This window comes from Actinokineospora spheciospongiae (genome assembly GCF_000564855.1).
GTDB lineage: Bacteria > Actinomycetota > Actinomycetes > Mycobacteriales > Pseudonocardiaceae > Actinokineospora > Actinokineospora spheciospongiae.
In genome coordinates, this window is sequence record NZ_AYXG01000242.1 from 1 (window position 1) to 16603 (window position 16603).

The following is a 16603-nucleotide window of genomic DNA, read 5'->3' on the forward strand; positions in this document are numbered from 1 at the left end:
GGGGGTGTGGGGTGGTGGTTGAGAGGGGTGTCTGAATTTGTTGCTGTGTGTGGTTGGTCGGGTGCTTAATGGAGTGTTGTTGTGGGGGGTGGAAATTTGGGGGGTGGATTGGCTGTGGGGGCGGAAAACGGGGGATGAGTGGTCGGCGGGAGTGGGAATGTGGGTGGGGTGGCGGTGTCGCGTAGCCCGATTGGGGGACTCTGTTTTTGCGGGTTTTCCTGGGGGTTGGCGAGTGATGATCTAGGTCACTGCACTGTGGGTAGTTTTTGTTGTCGTCGCTCAACCTGGTGCTCACCCGGATGGCGGGACAGTGGGGGTGAAGTCGGATTACCGGTCGTCGACCGGTCGCCGACGATGGATGGCCGCCGGTCGCAGGGGTGGGTGTCGAGGGTCTTATCGGTGGGGGTCGGACTGGTACTCAATTGAAGTACCAATCGACACCGCCCGAGCGGGGAACGCGAGTTCACCGGAGCGGGGGGAGAGAAGGGCGGAAGTTTGTGAGCGGCATTCCAGGGCGCACGGCGGTAACCGAGACTCTCAAGGCGCTGCCCGCTCAGCTCACCCCGCCGGTGGAACTCCCCGCCAGTGTGGACGAGTTGGCCGTTGGCGCGGTGGCCGCGCTCGGCTGGGTGGGGACGGTGCTGCCGGAGATGACGCTCTTCGGCCGCCGCGTCTGCCTGGTGGCCGACCTGCTGGCCGACGTGCACGCCGAGCGGATCTGCCTCGGGCAGGAGCCGGTGACCGACCGGGCCAGCGTCTCCACCTGGGCCTGGCCGGAGCTGGCCGGGCGGGTGCCCGAGCCCGCGGTGCGCATCGTGGGCGCCGTCGCGGTGGCCCGGCACTGGCGCACCGGCCTGGCCAACGCGGTGCCCTTCCTGCGCTACGGCGAGGCCGCGATGGTGCTGCCCACCTCCGCCGTGCTCACCCACGACTACCTGGCCAACTGCCTGCCCCGGACCCGCGCCTACGGCGTCGCGGTGGCCAGCGCCGAGCCGGACGGCCAGGTGCAGGTCGACCTGCCCGCGCGCACCGAGCGGGCGGTCCCCGAAGCCGACAGCCTCTACCGCTGGGTCAGCGAACTGGCCTACGACCAGATCCTCGACTCTGCGGGACCGGCGCCCCGGTCGTAGCCTCGGCCCCATGCGCATCGTCATAGCGGGTGGCCACGGCAAGATCGCGCTGTTGCTCACCCGGCTCGCCGCCGGGCGCGGCGACACCGTGGTCGGGCTGGTCCGCAACCCCGACCACGTCCAGGACGTCCGCGACCACGGTGGGGACGCCGTCGTGCTCGACCTGGAGTCGGCTTCCGCCGAGCAGGTCGCCGCCGCCCTCGCCGGTGCCGACGCCGCAGTGTTCGCCGCGGGCGCCGGGCCGGGCAGCGGCACCGCCCGCAAGGAGACCGTCGACCGCGACGCCGCCGCGCTGCTCGCCGACGCCGCCCTCATCGCGGGCGTGCGGCGCCACGTGCAGATCAGCGCCATGGGCATCGACCGCGCCGACGACCCCGGGGTGGACGAGGTCTTCGCCGTCTACCTGCGCGCCAAGGACGCCGCCGAGCGCGCCCTGCGCGACCGGGACCTCGACTGGACGATCCTGCGCCCCGGCAGGCTCACCGACGACCCGGCCGTGGGCGCGGTGGCCCTCGCCGAGTCCGTCGAACCCGGCGCGGTGAGCCGGGCCGACGTGGCCGCGGTCGTGCTGGCGCTGCTCGACGACCCGGGCACCGCCGGGCTCACCGTGGAACTCGTCGGCGGTGGCACCCCGGTCGCCGAGGCGGTTCAGTCGCTGCCCAGGACCCGCGCCGAGTAGGGGTTGCAGAACCGGCCCTCCGGGTCCACTTCGGACCGCACCCGGCGGAAGTCGTCGAACCGGGGGTAGCGCCCGCGCAGCGCCTCGGCGTCGAGGGTGTGCACCTTCCCCCAGTGCGGCCGACCGCCGACCTGGGCGACGACCGCCTCGAACAGGTCGAAGTACGCCCGGTACGGCATCCCGACGTACTGGTGGATGGCCAGGTACGCCGAATCGCGACCGTACGCGGTGGACAGCCAGATGTCGTCGGCCGCGGCGACGCGCACCTCCACCGGGAACATCACCGGGTCGGCCAGCCGGGGCACCCGGGCGCGCAGCTCGCCGAGCACGTCGGCCAGCGCCTCGCGCGGGATCGCGTACTCCGACTCCACGAACCGCACCCGCCTGCTGGTCACGAACACCCGGTGCGAGACGTCGCTGTAGGCGCGCGGGGACAGCGCCGAGGCCGAGAGCCGGTTCAGCGGGCGCACCAGCCGCGGCACCGCGCGCCCGACGCGGCACAGCGCGCCGAACGCCACGTTCTCCATCACCTCGTACTCGGCGAACCTGCGCACCGGTCCGAGCGGCCGGGGCCGCGCACCCTCGGGCAGCCGGTTGTTGCGCTTGGTCAGGGCCTTGTGGCCGTAGGGGAACCAGTAGAACTCGAAGTGGTCGTTCTCCGCGCAGTGCTCGTCGAGCCGGTCGAGCACCTCCGGCAGCGGTTCGGGCCGCTCCTGCGCGGAGAGCACGAACGCGGGTTCGGTCCGCAGCGTCACGGTGCTGATGACCCCGAGCGCGCCGAGGCCGACGCGGGCCGCGGCGAACAGGTCCGGGCGCTCGGTGTCCGAACAGGACACCGTGGAACCGTCCGCCAGCACCAGTTCCAGCGCCGACACCTGGGTGGCGAGACCGCCGAGCGCGGCGCCCGTGCCGTGCGTCCCGGTGGAGATGGCGCCGGAGACGGTCTGCGCGTCGATGTCGCCGAGGTTGGCCAGCGCCCGGCCGAGTCCGTCGAGTTCGGCGTTGAGCGCGGCGATCGTCGTGCCCGCGCGGACGGTCACCTCGCCGGTGCCCAGGTCGGCCGCGCACACCCCGGTCCACCGCGACAGGTCGAGCGCCAGGCCGTGCGCGGCGCCGATCGCGGTGAACGAGTGCCCGCTGCCGCGCGTGGTCACCGTCGTCCCGCGCTCGGCGGCCCACCGCACCGCCTCGGCGATCTCCCCGGGGTCGCGCGGGGAGCGCACCGCGGTCGCCGTGGCGGTCTCGGTGCCCGCCCAGTTGCGCCAGGCGAGTGCCGTGCTGCGGCCCATCCGAAACCTCCCGGTTCGACGTGAATGCTGTTCGCTTCACAGTCTGACCCATGTCGTACGGTGATCGGGTGGACCCCGAAGCCCAGCGCGCCCGGCTCGACACCGCCACCGCTGACCTCGACCCCCCGGTGGCGGTGGTCGACCTCGACGCGTTCGACCGCAACGCCGACGACCTGGTGCGCCGCGCGGCCGGGCGCCCCATCCGGGTGGCCAGCAAGTCGATCCGCTGCCGGTCGCTGCTGGAGCGGGTGCTGCGCAAGCCCGGCTTCGCGGGTGTGCTGGCCTACGCGCTGCCGGAAGCCATGTGGTTGCACGGGAACTGGGCGGGCACCGACCTCGCGGGCACCGACATCCTGGTCGCCTACCCGACCGCCGACCGCGCCGCCCTGCGCGCCCTGGCCGCCGATGAGAGCGCCCGGGAAACCGTTGCTGTCATGGTCGATTCGACCGCGCACCTCGACCTGATCGACGCCGCGCTGGGCGCCGACCACCCGCCGATCCGCGTCTGCGTCGAACTGGACGTGTCCTGGCGCCCGGTCTTCGGCGACCGCCGGGTGCACATCGGCACGTTGCGCTCGCCGGTCTTCACCGCCGCGCAGGCCGCCGCGCTCGCGGCGGGAATCCGCGCCAGGGCGGGTTTCCGGCTCGTCGGGGTCATGGGCTACGAGGGGCAGATCGCCGGTCTGGGCGACGCGCCGGTGGGCAACCCGGTGCTCGGCGGGCTGCGCCGGGTGCTGCGCCGCGGTTCGGTGCCGGAACTGGTGCGCAGGCGCGGGGAAGCGGTGCGCGCGGTGGCGGCGGGCGGTGCGCTGGAGTTCGTCAACGGCGGTGGCACCGGCAGCATCGAGGAAACGGGGACCGATCCGGCCGTCACCGAATTCGCCGCCGGTTCCGGGCTGATCGGCCCCACGCTGTTCGACAACTACCGCTCGTTCACCCCGGACCCGGCCGTGCTGTTCGCGACCCCGGTCGTGCGCAGGCCCGCGCGGGGCGTCGCCACGCTGCTCGGCGGCGGGTTCACCGCGTCCGGCCCGGCGAATTCGTTGCGGTTGCCCAAACCCCACTTGCCGCGCGGGTTGAAGCTGCTGCCGATGGAGGGCGCGGGCGAGGTGCAGACGCCGGTGACCGGCCCGGCCGCCGACGCGCTCGCGGTCGGTGACCGGGTCTGGTTCCGCCACGCGAAAGCCGGTGAACTCGCCGAGCGGTTCACCGGCTACCACGTGCTCGAGGGCGACCGGATCACCGGCACCACCCCGACTTACCGCGGTGAGGGGCAGAACTTCGGCTAGGCGGCGGCCGACGTCGTCTTGCCGGACAGGTAGCTGCGGACGACCGCCTTCGCCTCGGCGATGACGGTGTCCTCCGGGAACAGGCCGCGGCGGAACGCCAGGTTCAGTATCCCGTCGGCGATCTCGTTGGCGACCGCGACCGGCAGGCGGATCTCCTCGAACGCGACGTCGAACCGGTCGGAGAGGAAACCGGCCATGCCGTCGGCGATCACGGTGTTGTTGTCCCGCTCGCCGTCGATCAGCCGCAGGTCCACCACGTCGCCGAAGCGGAGCCTGCGGAAGCCGGGGATCTCGCGGTACATCTGCACGTAGATGTCGAAGATGAGGTCGGCGCCGTCGTACCAGTGCGCCAGGTCGGCCTCGTCGAGCCTGCGGCCGATCTCGGTCATGAAGTAGTCCAGGTTCCGCTGCGTCAGCGCCTGCACGACCGCCCGCTTGTCGGGGAAGAACTGGTAGAGCGAGCCCACCGCCACTCCGGCGCGCTCGGCGATCAGCGTGGTGGTGACCCCGTCGTAGCCGAGTTCACCGACCAGCTCGGCGCACGCTTCCAGCATCTTCTCCACCCGCTTCGCACTGCGCTGCTGCACGGGTTGACGGCGAAGGGGGGTAAGGGTGGCCACCGTGTCTCCTCCAGGTCGCTGAGGTGGGTTGACTGACTGCTCACCGTGTTCAACGACCGAGTGGCGCGGGGGAAGCGGGTTGTCCCGAGATTTCCGGAACTGATTTCACATATTACCCAGCGGTAACCTGGTTGTCCGGGTGGTACCCGCGGGCGGGCGCCGATCGCGGGTGGCACCCACACCCGCTCTGACGCCCGCCCGCGGTGCCGAACCCCCGTCGCGAGGCCACGTGCTCGCCTCGCGGGGGAAACTCGCGAGCGGCGGATCACCCGGTCCGCCCAGTTCGGGGGAATGCGCGGACCGGGTGACCAACCATCCGGCGACCGGGTCTCCGACGTCCGGGGGAACGGCGGAAACCCCGGTGCCAGCTCTTACCTGGCCGCCGCGGGCATCCGGCGCGGGAACGCGTCGAGCGCGTGCCGCGCGGGCTTCTCCGGGGCCAGTCCACCTGCGACGAGGTGCTCGTAGGCGGCCCGCCACACCGAGCACGGCGCCTTCTGCTGGCGCCAGCGGCCCGAGCAGGTCGGGCAGTTGCCCCGGTCGTCGGGCTCGTGCGCGGCGAGCATCGACCGCCAGCCCTCCGTCAGCCGGGGCAGTTCGGACCGGGCGACCGACAGCAGGGACGGTGCGTCCGCGCGGTCCGCCAGTTCGGTGAGCATGTCCAGGCGCTCCCACACGGCGCTGCGCAGGACCTGGCCGAGTATCTCGTCCACCTCTACACCGTCACCTCTCCGCCTGTTCGGCGGCTTCGCGGAGGGCGGCGCGCAACTGGCCGAGCTGGCCGGTCGTCAGTACCGCCGTCTCCCCCGGGGGTCCGACCAGGACCACCTTGTTCCTCTCCACGAGCACCGTCAGGCACCGGTCGCGGTTGACCACGTCGCCGCAGCCGATCCGCCACACCCGGCGCCCGCCGACAGATCCGGCGAGCGGGCGCGCGTCCTCGGGCGGGCGACCCGGCGCCGCGGCGCCCGGGTTGTGCACCGTCCTGAGGAGTTCCACGTCCGCTGTCCCTCTCCGTGCTCGTACGCTTACAACGAACTACATTGGGGCTTGAGAATCGGGAGCGGGTCGGCACAGCGCCGATCGGCGCCCGATCGCCGTTAAGCGGTCGCGGGAGTTCGGTCGGGCCGATCAGGCTCACCGATCCACTCTTCTCGCGGCTCGTGAACTGCGCTTACGCTGCGTTCGACGCCCAGCGGAACTGTGAGGGGCCGGAATGAACTCGATCGGATCTCCAGGTTCTCCCATCCCTCCGGACACGTGGGAAGAACCCGAGATGCGAGCCGCGCTCGCCGCGCGGGAGGTCAGCTCCGTCTACCGGCTCCTGCGCCGGACCGGTGTGTCGCAGCGCCAGATCGCCGCGATGACCGGCCAATCGCAGTCCGAGGTGTCGGAGATCCTCAAGGGCCGCCAGGTCATGGCCTACGACGTGCTGGCGAGGATCGCCGACGGGCTGGGCGTCCCGAGGGGATACATGGGTCTCGCCTACGACGAGGTGACCGCGGTGCGAGTCGCGGTTTCGCGCGAGGCCTCACAGCCTGAGGAGAGCGAAGAGGTGAAGCGTAGGGAGTTCCTGGCGCACGCCGCGGCCGTCACGGTCGGGGCCAACGTGCTGGGCACGAACTCCGGGTCGTGGGTCGCCAATCCGGTGCAGACCCCCGCGCCCGGGCGCATCGGCATGACCGATGTGCGACAGGTGGAGGCCGCCACGCGGGCGCTGCGCTCGCTGGACTACCAGTACGGCGGCGGCTTCTGCCGCGACGCGGTGGTGGCGCAGTTGTCCTGGGGGCAGCAGATGCTCGGCGCGTCGGGCCCCGAGCACGTCAAGCAGCGCCTGCACGTGGCCCTGGCCGACCTGCACAACCTGGCCGGGTGGACGTCGTTCGACATCGGACTCACCGACTCCGCCCGCAACCACTTCGGCAAGGCGCTGGAGCTGGCCAAGGCGGGCAAGAGCGAGCCGCTGGTGGCCAACATCCTGTATCGGATGGGCCGGGTCTACCTGCACAAGGACTCCCCGGACGACGCGTTGAAGATGTTCCAGCTCGGCCAGATCGCCGCCCAGGAGTCCGGCTCGGAGCTGGCGGTCGCGGTGATCTGCGCGAACCAGGCGTGGGCGTACGCGCTGATGGGGCACCGGGAGCAGACGATGAAGCTCATCGGCCGCACCCGCGACGAGTTCGCCCGCGCCAACCACGCCGACGCCGAGGACTGGGTCAAGTTCTTCAACGAGACCGACGTCTACGCCATGATCGGCACCGTCCACACGGTGCTGGCGCAGACGGTCGACCCGAACCACACCAAGTTCGCCATCCCGGCGCTGTCCAAGGCGATCGACACCTACGGCGACGAGATGAACCGCAGCAAGGCGTTCAACCTCGGCGCGCTCGCCACCAACCACCTGTTGGAGGGCGACATCGACCACGGCGCCCGGGTGGGCCGCCAGGCCGTCGACCTGGCCGAGACGCTCAAGTCGAGCCGGGTCAAGGACCGCCTCCAGCCCCTGCTCGACGAGGCGAACAAGCGGCGCAACAACGCCGACGCCCGCGACCTCGCCGAGCAGATCACCAACCTCAACGTGGCGTGACGACCGCGCCCGTGGCCGGCGACGGGCTGTTCACCAGGGAGAACCTGGATTCGACCCTGGCGCGGGTGTGCGCGGCGACGGGCCTGGACCCCGGGGGCGCGCGGCTGCTGCGGTTCACCAACAACGCGGTGTTCCTGCTGCGGTCGCGGCCGGTCGTGGTGCGGATCGTCGGGTCGGTGTCGCTGCGGCACCGGGTGGACAAGGTGGTGCGGGTGGCGCGGTGGCTCGCCGAGCACGACGTGCCCGCCGTCCGGCTGCACGGCGGCGTCGAGCAGCCGGTGCGGGTGGGCCCGTACGCGGCGACGGTGTGGGACGCGGTCCCCGGGGGCGGTGCGCCGCCCCGGCCGCGCGACCTGGCCCGGTTGCTGCGGCGGGTGCACGCGCTGCCCGCGCCGGACGGCCTGCCCGCGTGGGACCCGCTCGACGACGTGCGGCGGCGGGTCAGCGAGGCCGAGGGGTTGGACGAGGAGTCCCTGGACTTCCTGCGGCGGCGGCTGGCCGAGGCCGCGGAGCGGGTCGCCGCGCTGGACTTCCCGCTGGCCACGGGGTCGGTGCACGGCGACGCGCACCTGGGCAACCTCATCCCGTCGCCCGCCGGGCCGGTGCTGTGCGACTTCGACTCCAGTTGCGTCGGCCCGCCGGAGTGGGACCTGACGCCGTTCGCCGTCGGGGTGCTCCGGTTCGGGGAGTCCGCGGCCGACTACCGTGAGTTGTGCGACAGCTACGGTTTTGACGTCACCCGGTGGGATGGTTTCGCCGTGCTGCGCGAGGTGCGCGAGTTGAAGCTCATCACCAGCGTGCTCCCCATCATGGGGAGCAGCCCCGAAGTGCGGCCTGAACTGCTCAGACGGTTCCGCGACTTCCGGGCGGGCGACTCGGCGGCGCAGTGGGCGCGCTACACCTGAGTCGGGTGGTTGTTCGTTGAAATTGGTAACGCAGAGTTCATCACGGACGAAGAGAGGACATCGGGGCCGACGGTGACCCCGCGCGTCGTCCGAGGTGGCTCATGATGGTTTTCACCCGCAAGGCCGTGCGGCAGCGCCGGGCCCTGGCGACCGCCTCGTCCATCGAGCGCCTGGTCGGCGACCGGGTCGGCCAGGTCCGGGACCTGCCGGAGGACGCCCGCGGCAGGCACGCCGACCACATGGCCGAGCTGGTCCTGCTGGCGCAGGCCTACCGGCACTTCGGCCGGGGCTGGATCAGCAAGCGCGAACTCGACCGCCGGGCCGCCGCGGCGACCCGCGAGCTGACCCGGTTGCGCCGTGCGGCCGCCCCGGCAGCACACCTCACCGATCGGGACTGACCACTCGCCGTTGCCCCATTCGGGTTACGTGGGGGCGGTTCCGGTTGCGCGGGGCACCGTTCAGCGCGGTGAACGGGCACTTCGCCGCGCTGAGCGTGAGTTGTCCCCGGTTGCCTGTGGACAACTACCGCGATCCATCCACAGGTGTGGACAACCTGGGTGGAGATAACCACGTGTAGCTGGGCGAACACCCGATCCAGGGGTTGTGGACAACTTCTGTGGACCACTGGGGACAACTCAGTTGATCGGTGCCCTGGTCAACACGGTGGCGAGGCCGAAGGCCAGGCCCATCACCCCAAGCTCCACCGCCGCCCAGGTCACCAGGGCGGTCGGCTTGTGCGCGGTGACCGCGGGCAGCAGCCTCCAGCGGATGCGGGCGCCGAGCGCCGCCAGGGTGAGCAGGCACAGCGTCTTGAGCACCAGCAGGATGCCGTAGCCGGTGGTGAACAGACCCCCGAGCACGGTGAGGGTCGGGCTCACGGCCAGCTCGACGAACCCGTTGAAGGCGCCGGTCACCGTCACCAGCACCAGGCAGACCGTGGCCAGTTTCGAGAACCGGGGCAGGGCGTGCGCCAGCAGCGCGCGGTCGGCCGCCAGCACGACCACGACCGCGCCCAGCCCACCCGTCCAGGTGGCGGCGCTGAGCACGTGCAGCTCCATCGAGATCATCGTGAAGTCGTGCATCCGCCAGTTGGTGGCGTGCCCGGTGACCGGCAGCGGCAGCAGCGCGAACAGCGCCACCGCGGCGCGCAGCTCGGCGGGCACCGACTCGCCCGCGACCACCGCCCACAGCGCCAGGCCGAAGCACAGCAGCGCGAACACCGCGACGAACACCAGCGCCTTGCCCGCGCCGATCGTCGACACGTACTCCGCCACCGCCGCGGCGGACACGTCCGTGCCCGGCCGCAGCTCCGCGGTCTGCATGACCAGGGTGACCAGCGCGGCGACCAGCCAGACCAGCGAGGAGTACATCGAGGCCCGGCGGGCGCCGAGCATCAGCGGCTCGGTGAGCCGGGGCCGGTCGAAGCCGACCAGCAGCGGCAGCAGGCACAGCCCGACGGTGACCACGGCGGCCACGTCGAGCAGCACCCGCACCACCGGCAGCCCGACCCGGACCACCTCGGCGGGCTCCGGCAACCCGGGGACGGGGCTGGTCGCGGTGAGCGCGAGGCCGACGAGGACGCCGACGACCGCACCCGCGACCAGGACCGCCACCAGGTGGTACCGGTTCCCGACCGGGGTGGTCCGGGTGGTGCTCACTTCTCCGTGCCCCCGACCCGCGCGGCCAGCACGATGCCGCCGCCGAGCAGGACCACGGCACCCGCGATCCACACCCAGATCGGCACCCCGCCGCTGTCCTCGGTGTCGGTGCCCGCCTCGGCACCGTTCCCGGCGCCACCGGCCGGGGCCGCGGCGTCGGCGGTGGCCTCGGCCGGGGTGCCGGTGCCCGCGGTGGTGAGGTCGAACTTCAGCTCACCGGTGACCGAGTGCCCGTCGGCGGAGAGGATGCGGTAGCCGATGGTGTAGGTCCCGGCCGGGCCCAGTTCGCGCAGGCCGACGCTGACGACGTTGCTCTTCACCACCGCCGCGCCGTCCTGCCACCTGCCCTTGCCGTCGGGGCCGACGACGACGATCGTGTTCAGGTTCTCGCCCGCCTGCACCGGCTGGTCGAACGTCAGCTCGACCTGCTTCGGCCCGACCGCGACCGAGGAGCCGTCAGCGGGGTTGCTGCCCACGAGCTGGTTGTGCGCGAACGCCGTCCCCGCCAGACCGACGAGGGCGAGCAGTGCCACCACGGCGGTGGCGAGAACCCGACCGAGGGTGCGCATCGGCTACTCGCCCGCCTTCGCGGCCGCGATCGCCTTGCGCGCGCGCAGCGTGGCGCCCGCGGCCAGGCCCAGGCCCAGCGCGCCGACGACGAGCCCGGCGCCGCCCAGCCAGCGAGCGGTGTTGTCCGCCCTGCCCGCCGCGGAGGCCTCGGTGGTGTCGCCGCTGTGCTCGGCGTGCTCGCCCGAGGCGCCGTGCTCGCCTGCCTGGGCGGCCGAGAGGGCCAGCGCCGGGGCCGGGTGCTCGGGCTCCTCGGCGCCCTCGGCGGGCGGCGGGGCGTCCCAGGCCACGACCTTGCCGCTGTCGTAGGTCTGGATGGCCGGGGTGACCAGGGTGTCGGTGTTGTCGGGCAGCTTGCCGACCGACAGCTCGAACTCCTCGAACTGGCCGGGGGCGATCTTCGCCGGGGACACCGCGGTCCAGGTGACGGTGCTGAACGCCTCGGTGATCTCGGTGTTGCCGGACTTCACCGGCTGCGGCAGCTTGATCTTGGTCAGCTCGGAGGTCCACCCGGCCATCGGCTTGGTGCGCACCGAGGTCAGCGGGTACTCGGCGGGCAGCTTCACCTCCACCTTGATGGTGCTGGCGGCGGCGTCCTCGTTCGGCACCCGATAGGTGATCTTGGTGTAGCCGCCCTTGGCGGCGGCCTCGCCGAGGACGCGGGCGGTGACGTGCGCGGAGGCGACGCCGGAGGTGAGCAGGGCGGCTGCGCCCACGGCGGCGAGCAGCACGCCCGCGCGCGCTGCGGTGCGGGAAGACCGGGATGACATGGTCGGGTTCTCCTGGAGGGCGAATTCGGGGAGGCCCGGGTCGCGGGGCGACCGGGCGTCGGGGGGTGTTCGGGTTCCTCAGGAGAGGACGGGTGGGCCGCGGCGCCCCAGGGACCGGCGCAGGACCGCGCTGATCAGGTGTTCCGGGTCGGGTTCCACCGGCGCCGGGGACGGTGCGGGCGACCACGTGGAGAGCACCACGGCGATCGCCCGGACGAGCCCGCGCAGCGCCGCCGCGACGGCGGCGAAGGCCGTGGACGCCCTGGTGAGCAGGACGGCGGTGAGCAGCGTGGCAGCGGCGTGCGTGGCGAGCATGAGCGGCGTCGAGAACGCCGGTCCGCCCGGTTCGCCGGGGTGCGCGTCGGCGACGTCGGTGAGCAGCACGTGCAGGCTCAACTGGCTGGTGCCGAGCAGGGCCAGCATCGGGACCAGCCCGTGGTGGCGCTCGGCGACCGCGGCACCCGCCCACCCCACCAGCACGGTGAGCGCGGCGGTGACGGCGGCGTCCGGGACCCGCCCGCCCGCCATGCCGTGCGCGGCGACGGCGAGCGCGGTCGAGGAGAACCCGAGCAGGACCGCACGCGGCGCGCGGAAAGCGCGGGCGTTGCTACCTGCTGCGATGGTCACGGTCAAAGGGTATGCGGCGCTGTCTAGACCCCCCGCCCACACTTCGGGAATTTGTAACCCCGAGCACCCCTCAAACGCCGAGCGCGGCCAACAATTGCTCTTCGATGCGGTCCAGCTCACCCGAGACGGCCCGGTGCGCGGCCTTGCGGCGGGCCTGCGGCATCCGCTCGGCGGCGCGCACGGCCGCGGCCAGCTTGCGCAGGTTGCCCTCGGCCTCGTCGGCGAAGGCGAGGTCCGCCGGGGTGGCGCCGCCCTGCTTGGCGCGCACCTCGGCGAGGCCGCTCGCCGCACCGGCGATCCGGGCGTGCAGCGCCCCGCCCCGGCCGGTGTAGTGCCCGAGGTCGTCGACCTCCACCCCGAGCCTGCGCGCCTTGCGCCGCTCCAGCCGCTCGCGCACCACCGCCGCGCCCTGCATGACGTACGGGGTCACCACCGGCAGCACCGCGGGTCCGAGGACCTTGGCGAGCGCGAGCGCGTTCTTGGCCCTGGCCGGGGTGAACCCGCCCGCCTCGACCGCTTTCGCCGCCTTCTTCCGAGCCACCTGCGCCTCCCCGGATATCTGTTGGTCAAGAACCTAGCGGCGCCGCCCGACCAGGGCACGTCGGACCTGCCGTAGTCCGTGGCGCGGTGCAACTAAGCTGCACTGCGTGACGACAACGGTGCTCCTGGAATCCGGCGTGGTGAGCCGGTGCAGGCGCCGAGTGCACCTCGAGCACGACCCGGACTTGCGCGAGGCCCGACGCGGCGCCCCCGACCCCACCGCCGAGCTGCGCAAGGCCGACGCGGCGGCGCACCGGCGGGCCATCGCCGACCGGCTGGCCGCCCACTTCGGCGCCGACTGGTTCGAGGTCCCGCCGGGCCGCGGCGCCGAGCGGGAGGCGGCCACCACCGCCGCGCTCACCGAGGGCAGGCGGCTGATCTGGGGCGCGCAGCTCCCGCGCGACCCCGACGGCGGTCGTCGCGGCTCGATCGACCTGCTGGTGCGGACCGCGGGCGGGTACGTCCCGGTGCTCGTCGTCCGGCACAAGGTGCACGACCCGGGGGTGGGCGCGCGCACGTCCCCGCTGTTCGGGGTCCTCGACGTCGGCGGCGGCACCGACGCCAAGCGCAAGGTCCGCCCGCAGCCGCGCGACCAGCTCCGGCTCGCGCACGCCCGGCTGCTGCTCGGCGCCGCCGGGTACGCCGACGAGCGCACCGGGCACGCCGGGGTCGTCGGCATGGACGGCGACACCGTGCTCTGGCACGACCTGCACGCCCCGACCTGGCCGGGCGGGCGGACCGCGCTGGCCGAGTACGAGTCCCGCTTCGCCGACCGGCTGGCGGTGGCGACCGCCGCGGCCACCGGCGGCGAGCCGCTGGCCCAGCCGTCGCGGATCGTCGAGTGCCGGAGCTGCCCGTGGTGGGCGGTGTGCGACCGGCAGTTGGTGCAGGCCAGGGACGTGAGCCTGGTGGTGCGCGGCGAGGACGCCGGGCTGCTGCGCACGGCCGGGGTGCGGACGGTGGACGAGCTGGCCGTGCTCGACCCGGACGACCGGGAGGCCCCGCCGCTGGTGGGGATGCCGATGGCCGACGCGGTCGGGTTGGCGAAGGCGTGGCTGGCCGACCTGACCCTGGTGCGGCGGCACCGCGAGGTGGCCGTGCCGCGAGCCGACGTCGAGGTCGACGTGGACATGGAGAGCTTCGGCGACGCGGGCGCCTACATGTGGGGCACCCTGCTCAGCGGCGCCGACGTCGGCCAGGCCCCCGGCTACCGCGCCTTCGTGAGCTGGGACCCGCTGCCCACCGACGACGAGGCCCGCTCGTTCGCCGAGTTCTGGCAGTGGCTCGACGGCGTGCGCGCCGCCGCCGCAGAGCGCGGCCTCACCTTCCGCGCCTACTGCTACAACGAGCTGGCCGAGAACCGCTGGCTGCTGGCCTCGGCGAAGCGGTTCGCGGGCAGGCCGGGCATCCCCACCCGGCGCCGGGTGCTCGACTTCATCGAGTCCGACCAGTGGTTCGACCTGTTCGGCAGCGTCCGCGACAGCTTCCTGTGCTCGCACGGCAAGGGCCTCAAGACGATCGCCCCGGTCGCGGGGTTTCACTGGCGCGACCCGGAGGCGGGCGGGGAGAACTCCATGCGCTGGTACCGCGACGCGGTCGGCATGGACGGCTCCGAACCCGACCTGCCGCAGCGCACCCGGCTGCTGGAGTACAACGAGGACGACGTGCGGGCCACGGCGGTGCTGCGCTCCTGGATGTCCTCGCCCGCCGTGGGCGAGATCCCGTACGTGGGCGATATCTGAGCGATTTCGCGGGTCGTGCGCTCGCATGCGCATGTGACCTCGAATACGGTTGGGGCAGCAACCGGCTCAGCGAGGAGTGTGCGCATGGCACAGCAGGTCAGGGGCGTGGTGGCGCGTTCGAAGGGTGCGCCGGTCACGGTCGAGACGATCACCGTGCCGGACCCGGGTCCGGGCGAGGCGGTGGTCGCGGTCCAGTCCTGCGGGGTGTGCCACACGGACCTGCACTACCGCGAGGGCGGCATCAACGACGAGTTCCCGTTCCTGCTCGGCCACGAGGCCGCCGGGGTCGTGGAGTCGGTCGGCGAGGGCGTGACCGACCTGGCCCCGGGCGACTTCGTCATCCTGAACTGGCGGGCGGTCTGCGGGAAGTGCCGCGCCTGCCTCAAGGGCAAGCCCTGGTACTGCTTCGACACGCACAACGCCAAGCAGCCGATGACGCTGGAGGACGGCACCCCGCTCACCCCCGCGCTGGGCATCGGCGCATTCATCGAGAAAACGCTTGTCCACAGTGGACAGTGCACGAAGGTCGACCCGGAGGCCTCACCCGCCGCCGTCGGCCTGCTCGGGTGCGGTGTCATGGCGGGCATCGGCGCCGCGATCAACACCGGCGGGGTCGGCCGGGGCGACACGGTCGCGGTCATCGGCTGCGGCGGCGTCGGCGACGCGGCGATCGCGGGCGCCAAGCTCGCGGGCGCCACGAAGATCATCGCCGTGGACGTCGACGACCGGAAGCTGGAGTGGGCCAAGGGGATCGGCGCCACGCACACCGTCAACGCCGGGTCCGGCGACCCGGTCGAGGCCATCCAGGGCCTGACGGAGGGCTTCGGCACCGACGTGGTCATCGACGCGGTCGGCCGCCCGGAGACCTGGAAGCAGGCGTTCTACGCCCGCGACCTCGCGGGCACCGTCGTCCTGGTCGGCGTCCCCACCCCGGACATGAAGATCGAGATGCCGCTGATCGACTTCTTCTCCCGGGGCGGCGCCCTCAAGTCAAGCTGGTACGGCGACTGCCTGCCCTCCCGCGACTTCCCGTACCTGGTCGACCTCTACCGCCAGGGCCGCCTCGACCTCGACGCGTTCGTGTCCGAGACGATCACCCTGGACCAGGTCGAGCAGGCCTTCGACAAGATGCACCACGGCGACGTGCTGCGCTCGGTGGTGCTCCTCTGATGACCGGCACCCCCCGCATCGACCGCGTCGTCACCTCCGGCACGTTCAGCCTCGACGGCGGCACCTGGGACGTGGACAACAACGTCTGGATCATCGGCGACGACGACGACGTGGTGGTGGTCGACGCCGCCCACGACGCCGAGGCGATCCAGGAGGCGGTGGCGGGCAGGCGGGTCACCGCCATCATCTGCACCCACGCCCACGACGACCACATCAACGCCGCCGCCGCCCTCGCCTCGGCCACCACGGCCCCGGTCAAGCTCCACCCGGCCGACGACGAACTCTGGCAGCGCGTCTACCCCGGCACCACCTACCAACCCCTCACCGACGGCGAAGAGATCGACGTCGCCGGGCTCACCCTCAAGGTCCTGCACACCCCCGGCCACGCCCCCGGCGCGGTCTGCCTGCACATCCCGGAACTGTCCGCCCTGTTCAGCGGCGACACCCTGTTCCAGGGCGGCCCCGGCGCCACCGGCCGCTCGTTCAGCAGCTTCCCGACGATCATCGACTCGATCACCGACCACCTGCTGACCCTGCCCCCGGACACGGTCGTCCACCCCGGCCACGGCGACACCACCACCATCGGCGCGGAAGCCCCCCACCGCCAGGAGTGGATCGACCGGGGCCACTGACCCACCGCCCGCCCCGGTCGGGTGCCCACGTGGGCACCCGACCGGGGGCCGGAACCAACGGCCAAGCCCTGATCACACGCCCCGCCTGCGCAGCGGCGACCACCCCGCCACCGCCGGCCGGACGGCCCGCCACGCCGAACCCCACCAGCGCAGCGGCGACCACCCCGCCACCGCCAGCCGGGCGGCCCGCCACGCCGAACACCACCGGCACAGCGCCGACCACCCGCCAACTGCCAGCCGGGCGGCCCGCCACGCCGAATCCCACCAGCGCAGCGGTGACCACCCCGCAAACCACCGGCCAGGCGGCCAGCCACCAGCAGCCCCACCGGGCGCAGCGAAAGCCAGCCACCCAACGAACCGGCGGCCCGGCTACGGCTCTGCCCGGGTGGGTGGATGTG

Annotated in this window: 18 protein-coding genes; 9 read left to right on the plus strand and 9 right to left on the minus strand. The window is 72.8% G+C overall.

The genetic code is table 11. From position 1 onward, the window contains the following. The first annotated feature begins 506 nt into the window (after window positions 1–506). Together UO65_RS31420 and UO65_RS31425 are read left to right on the plus strand one after the other, a co-directional pair. Complete coding sequence (locus UO65_RS31420) at window positions 507–1130, plus strand: hypothetical protein (RefSeq protein WP_035290181.1); 624 nt, start codon at window positions 507–509, stop codon at window positions 1128–1130. Between the two features lie 10 nt (window positions 1131–1140). Further along, window positions 1141–1809, plus strand: coding sequence for an NAD(P)H-binding protein (locus UO65_RS31425; RefSeq protein WP_035290152.1), 669 nt, complete (start codon window positions 1141–1143; stop codon window positions 1807–1809). Here the strand turns inward: UO65_RS31425 and UO65_RS31430 are convergent. Beyond that, the gene (locus UO65_RS31430; RefSeq protein WP_035290154.1) at window positions 1779–3098 is read right to left on the minus strand and encodes a D-arabinono-1,4-lactone oxidase; all 1320 of its coding nucleotides are present in this window, start codon (window positions 3096–3098) and stop codon (window positions 1779–1781) included. The genes UO65_RS31425 and UO65_RS31430 overlap by 31 nt on opposite strands. 50 nt (window positions 3099–3148) lie before the next feature. On the opposite strand from UO65_RS31430, the gene UO65_RS31435 reads away from it, so the two are divergent. Further along, a complete protein-coding gene (locus UO65_RS31435) occupies window positions 3149–4387 on the plus strand; it encodes an alanine racemase (RefSeq protein WP_052022067.1) in 1239 nt (412 codons plus the stop codon). On the opposite strand, the gene UO65_RS31440 is transcribed toward UO65_RS31435, so the two are convergent. The 3 genes from UO65_RS31440 to UO65_RS33890 all read right to left on the minus strand — a co-directional run bounded on the left by UO65_RS31440 (window position 4384) and on the right by UO65_RS33890 (window position 5988). Then, window positions 4384–4941 carry a TetR family transcriptional regulator gene (locus UO65_RS31440; protein ID WP_152552374.1) on the minus strand — a complete coding sequence of 186 codons (558 nt, stop codon included), beginning with the start codon at window positions 4939–4941 and terminating at the stop codon, window positions 4384–4386. The two genes, UO65_RS31435 and UO65_RS31440, sit on opposite strands and share 4 nt — an antisense overlap. Before the next feature lie 437 nt (window positions 4942–5378). Next, a complete protein-coding gene (locus UO65_RS31445; RefSeq protein WP_035290160.1) occupies window positions 5379–5720 on the minus strand; it encodes a hypothetical protein in 342 nt (113 codons plus the stop codon). A 10-nt stretch (window positions 5721–5730) separates the two neighbouring features. Then, on the minus strand, window positions 5731–5988 hold the full coding sequence (locus tag UO65_RS33890; RefSeq protein ID WP_407643182.1) for a hypothetical protein: 258 nt from the start codon (window positions 5986–5988) through the stop codon (window positions 5731–5733). A gap of 235 nt (window positions 5989–6223) precedes the next feature. Between UO65_RS33890 and UO65_RS31455 the strand changes: the two genes are divergently transcribed. The 3 genes from UO65_RS31455 to UO65_RS31465 all read left to right on the plus strand — a co-directional run bounded on the left by UO65_RS31455 (window position 6224) and on the right by UO65_RS31465 (window position 8897). Beyond that, window positions 6224–7594, plus strand: a complete 1371-nt coding sequence (locus UO65_RS31455; protein WP_084176430.1) for a helix-turn-helix transcriptional regulator — start codon at window positions 6224–6226, stop codon at window positions 7592–7594. Next, entirely contained in the window at window positions 7591–8499 is a 909-nt protein-coding gene (locus UO65_RS31460) for a phosphotransferase family protein (protein WP_233427919.1), read from the plus strand. Before UO65_RS31455 ends, UO65_RS31460 begins: the two co-directional genes overlap by 4 nt. A gap of 101 nt (window positions 8500–8600) precedes the next feature. Further along, window positions 8601–8897: a hypothetical protein gene (locus UO65_RS31465; RefSeq protein WP_084176431.1), complete on the plus strand. Its 297-nt coding sequence runs from the start codon at window positions 8601–8603 to the stop codon at window positions 8895–8897. A gap of 237 nt (window positions 8898–9134) precedes the next feature. On the opposite strand, the gene UO65_RS31470 is transcribed toward UO65_RS31465, so the two are convergent. From UO65_RS31470 to UO65_RS31490, 5 genes are all read right to left on the minus strand, one after another. Next, window positions 9135–10157, minus strand: coding sequence for a copper resistance D family protein (locus UO65_RS31470; protein WP_035290164.1), 1023 nt, complete (start codon window positions 10155–10157; stop codon window positions 9135–9137). After that, window positions 10154–10726, minus strand: coding sequence for a copper resistance CopC family protein (locus UO65_RS31475; RefSeq protein WP_035290167.1), 573 nt, complete (start codon window positions 10724–10726; stop codon window positions 10154–10156). The genes UO65_RS31470 and UO65_RS31475 overlap by 4 nt, the downstream gene beginning before the upstream one ends. 3 nt (window positions 10727–10729) lie before the next feature. After that, window positions 10730–11494, minus strand: coding sequence for a YcnI family copper-binding membrane protein (locus UO65_RS31480; RefSeq protein ID WP_035290168.1), 765 nt, complete (start codon window positions 11492–11494; stop codon window positions 10730–10732). Window positions 11495–11572: 78 nt separating this feature from the next. Then, the gene (locus UO65_RS31485; RefSeq protein WP_052022068.1) at window positions 11573–12121 is read right to left on the minus strand and encodes a hypothetical protein; all 549 of its coding nucleotides are present in this window, start codon (window positions 12119–12121) and stop codon (window positions 11573–11575) included. 70 nt (window positions 12122–12191) lie between these two features. Then, on the minus strand, window positions 12192–12662 hold the full coding sequence (locus UO65_RS31490; protein ID WP_035290170.1) for a DUF6474 family protein: 471 nt from the start codon (window positions 12660–12662) through the stop codon (window positions 12192–12194). Window positions 12663–12768: 106 nt separating this feature from the next. On the opposite strand from UO65_RS31490, the gene UO65_RS31495 reads away from it, so the two are divergent. The 3 genes from UO65_RS31495 (at window position 12769) to UO65_RS31505 (ending at window position 16205) form a co-directional block, all read left to right on the plus strand. Beyond that, entirely contained in the window at window positions 12769–14403 is a 1635-nt protein-coding gene (locus tag UO65_RS31495; protein ID WP_035290173.1) for a TM0106 family RecB-like putative nuclease, read from the plus strand. An 84-nt stretch (window positions 14404–14487) separates the two neighbouring features. Then, complete coding sequence (locus UO65_RS31500) at window positions 14488–15573, plus strand: S-(hydroxymethyl)mycothiol dehydrogenase (RefSeq protein ID WP_035290175.1); 1086 nt, start codon at window positions 14488–14490, stop codon at window positions 15571–15573. Further along, window positions 15573–16205, plus strand: a complete 633-nt coding sequence (locus UO65_RS31505; protein ID WP_035290178.1) for an MBL fold metallo-hydrolase — start codon at window positions 15573–15575, stop codon at window positions 16203–16205. The genes UO65_RS31500 and UO65_RS31505 overlap by 1 nt, the downstream gene beginning before the upstream one ends. Window positions 16206–16603: the final 398 nt, after the last annotated feature.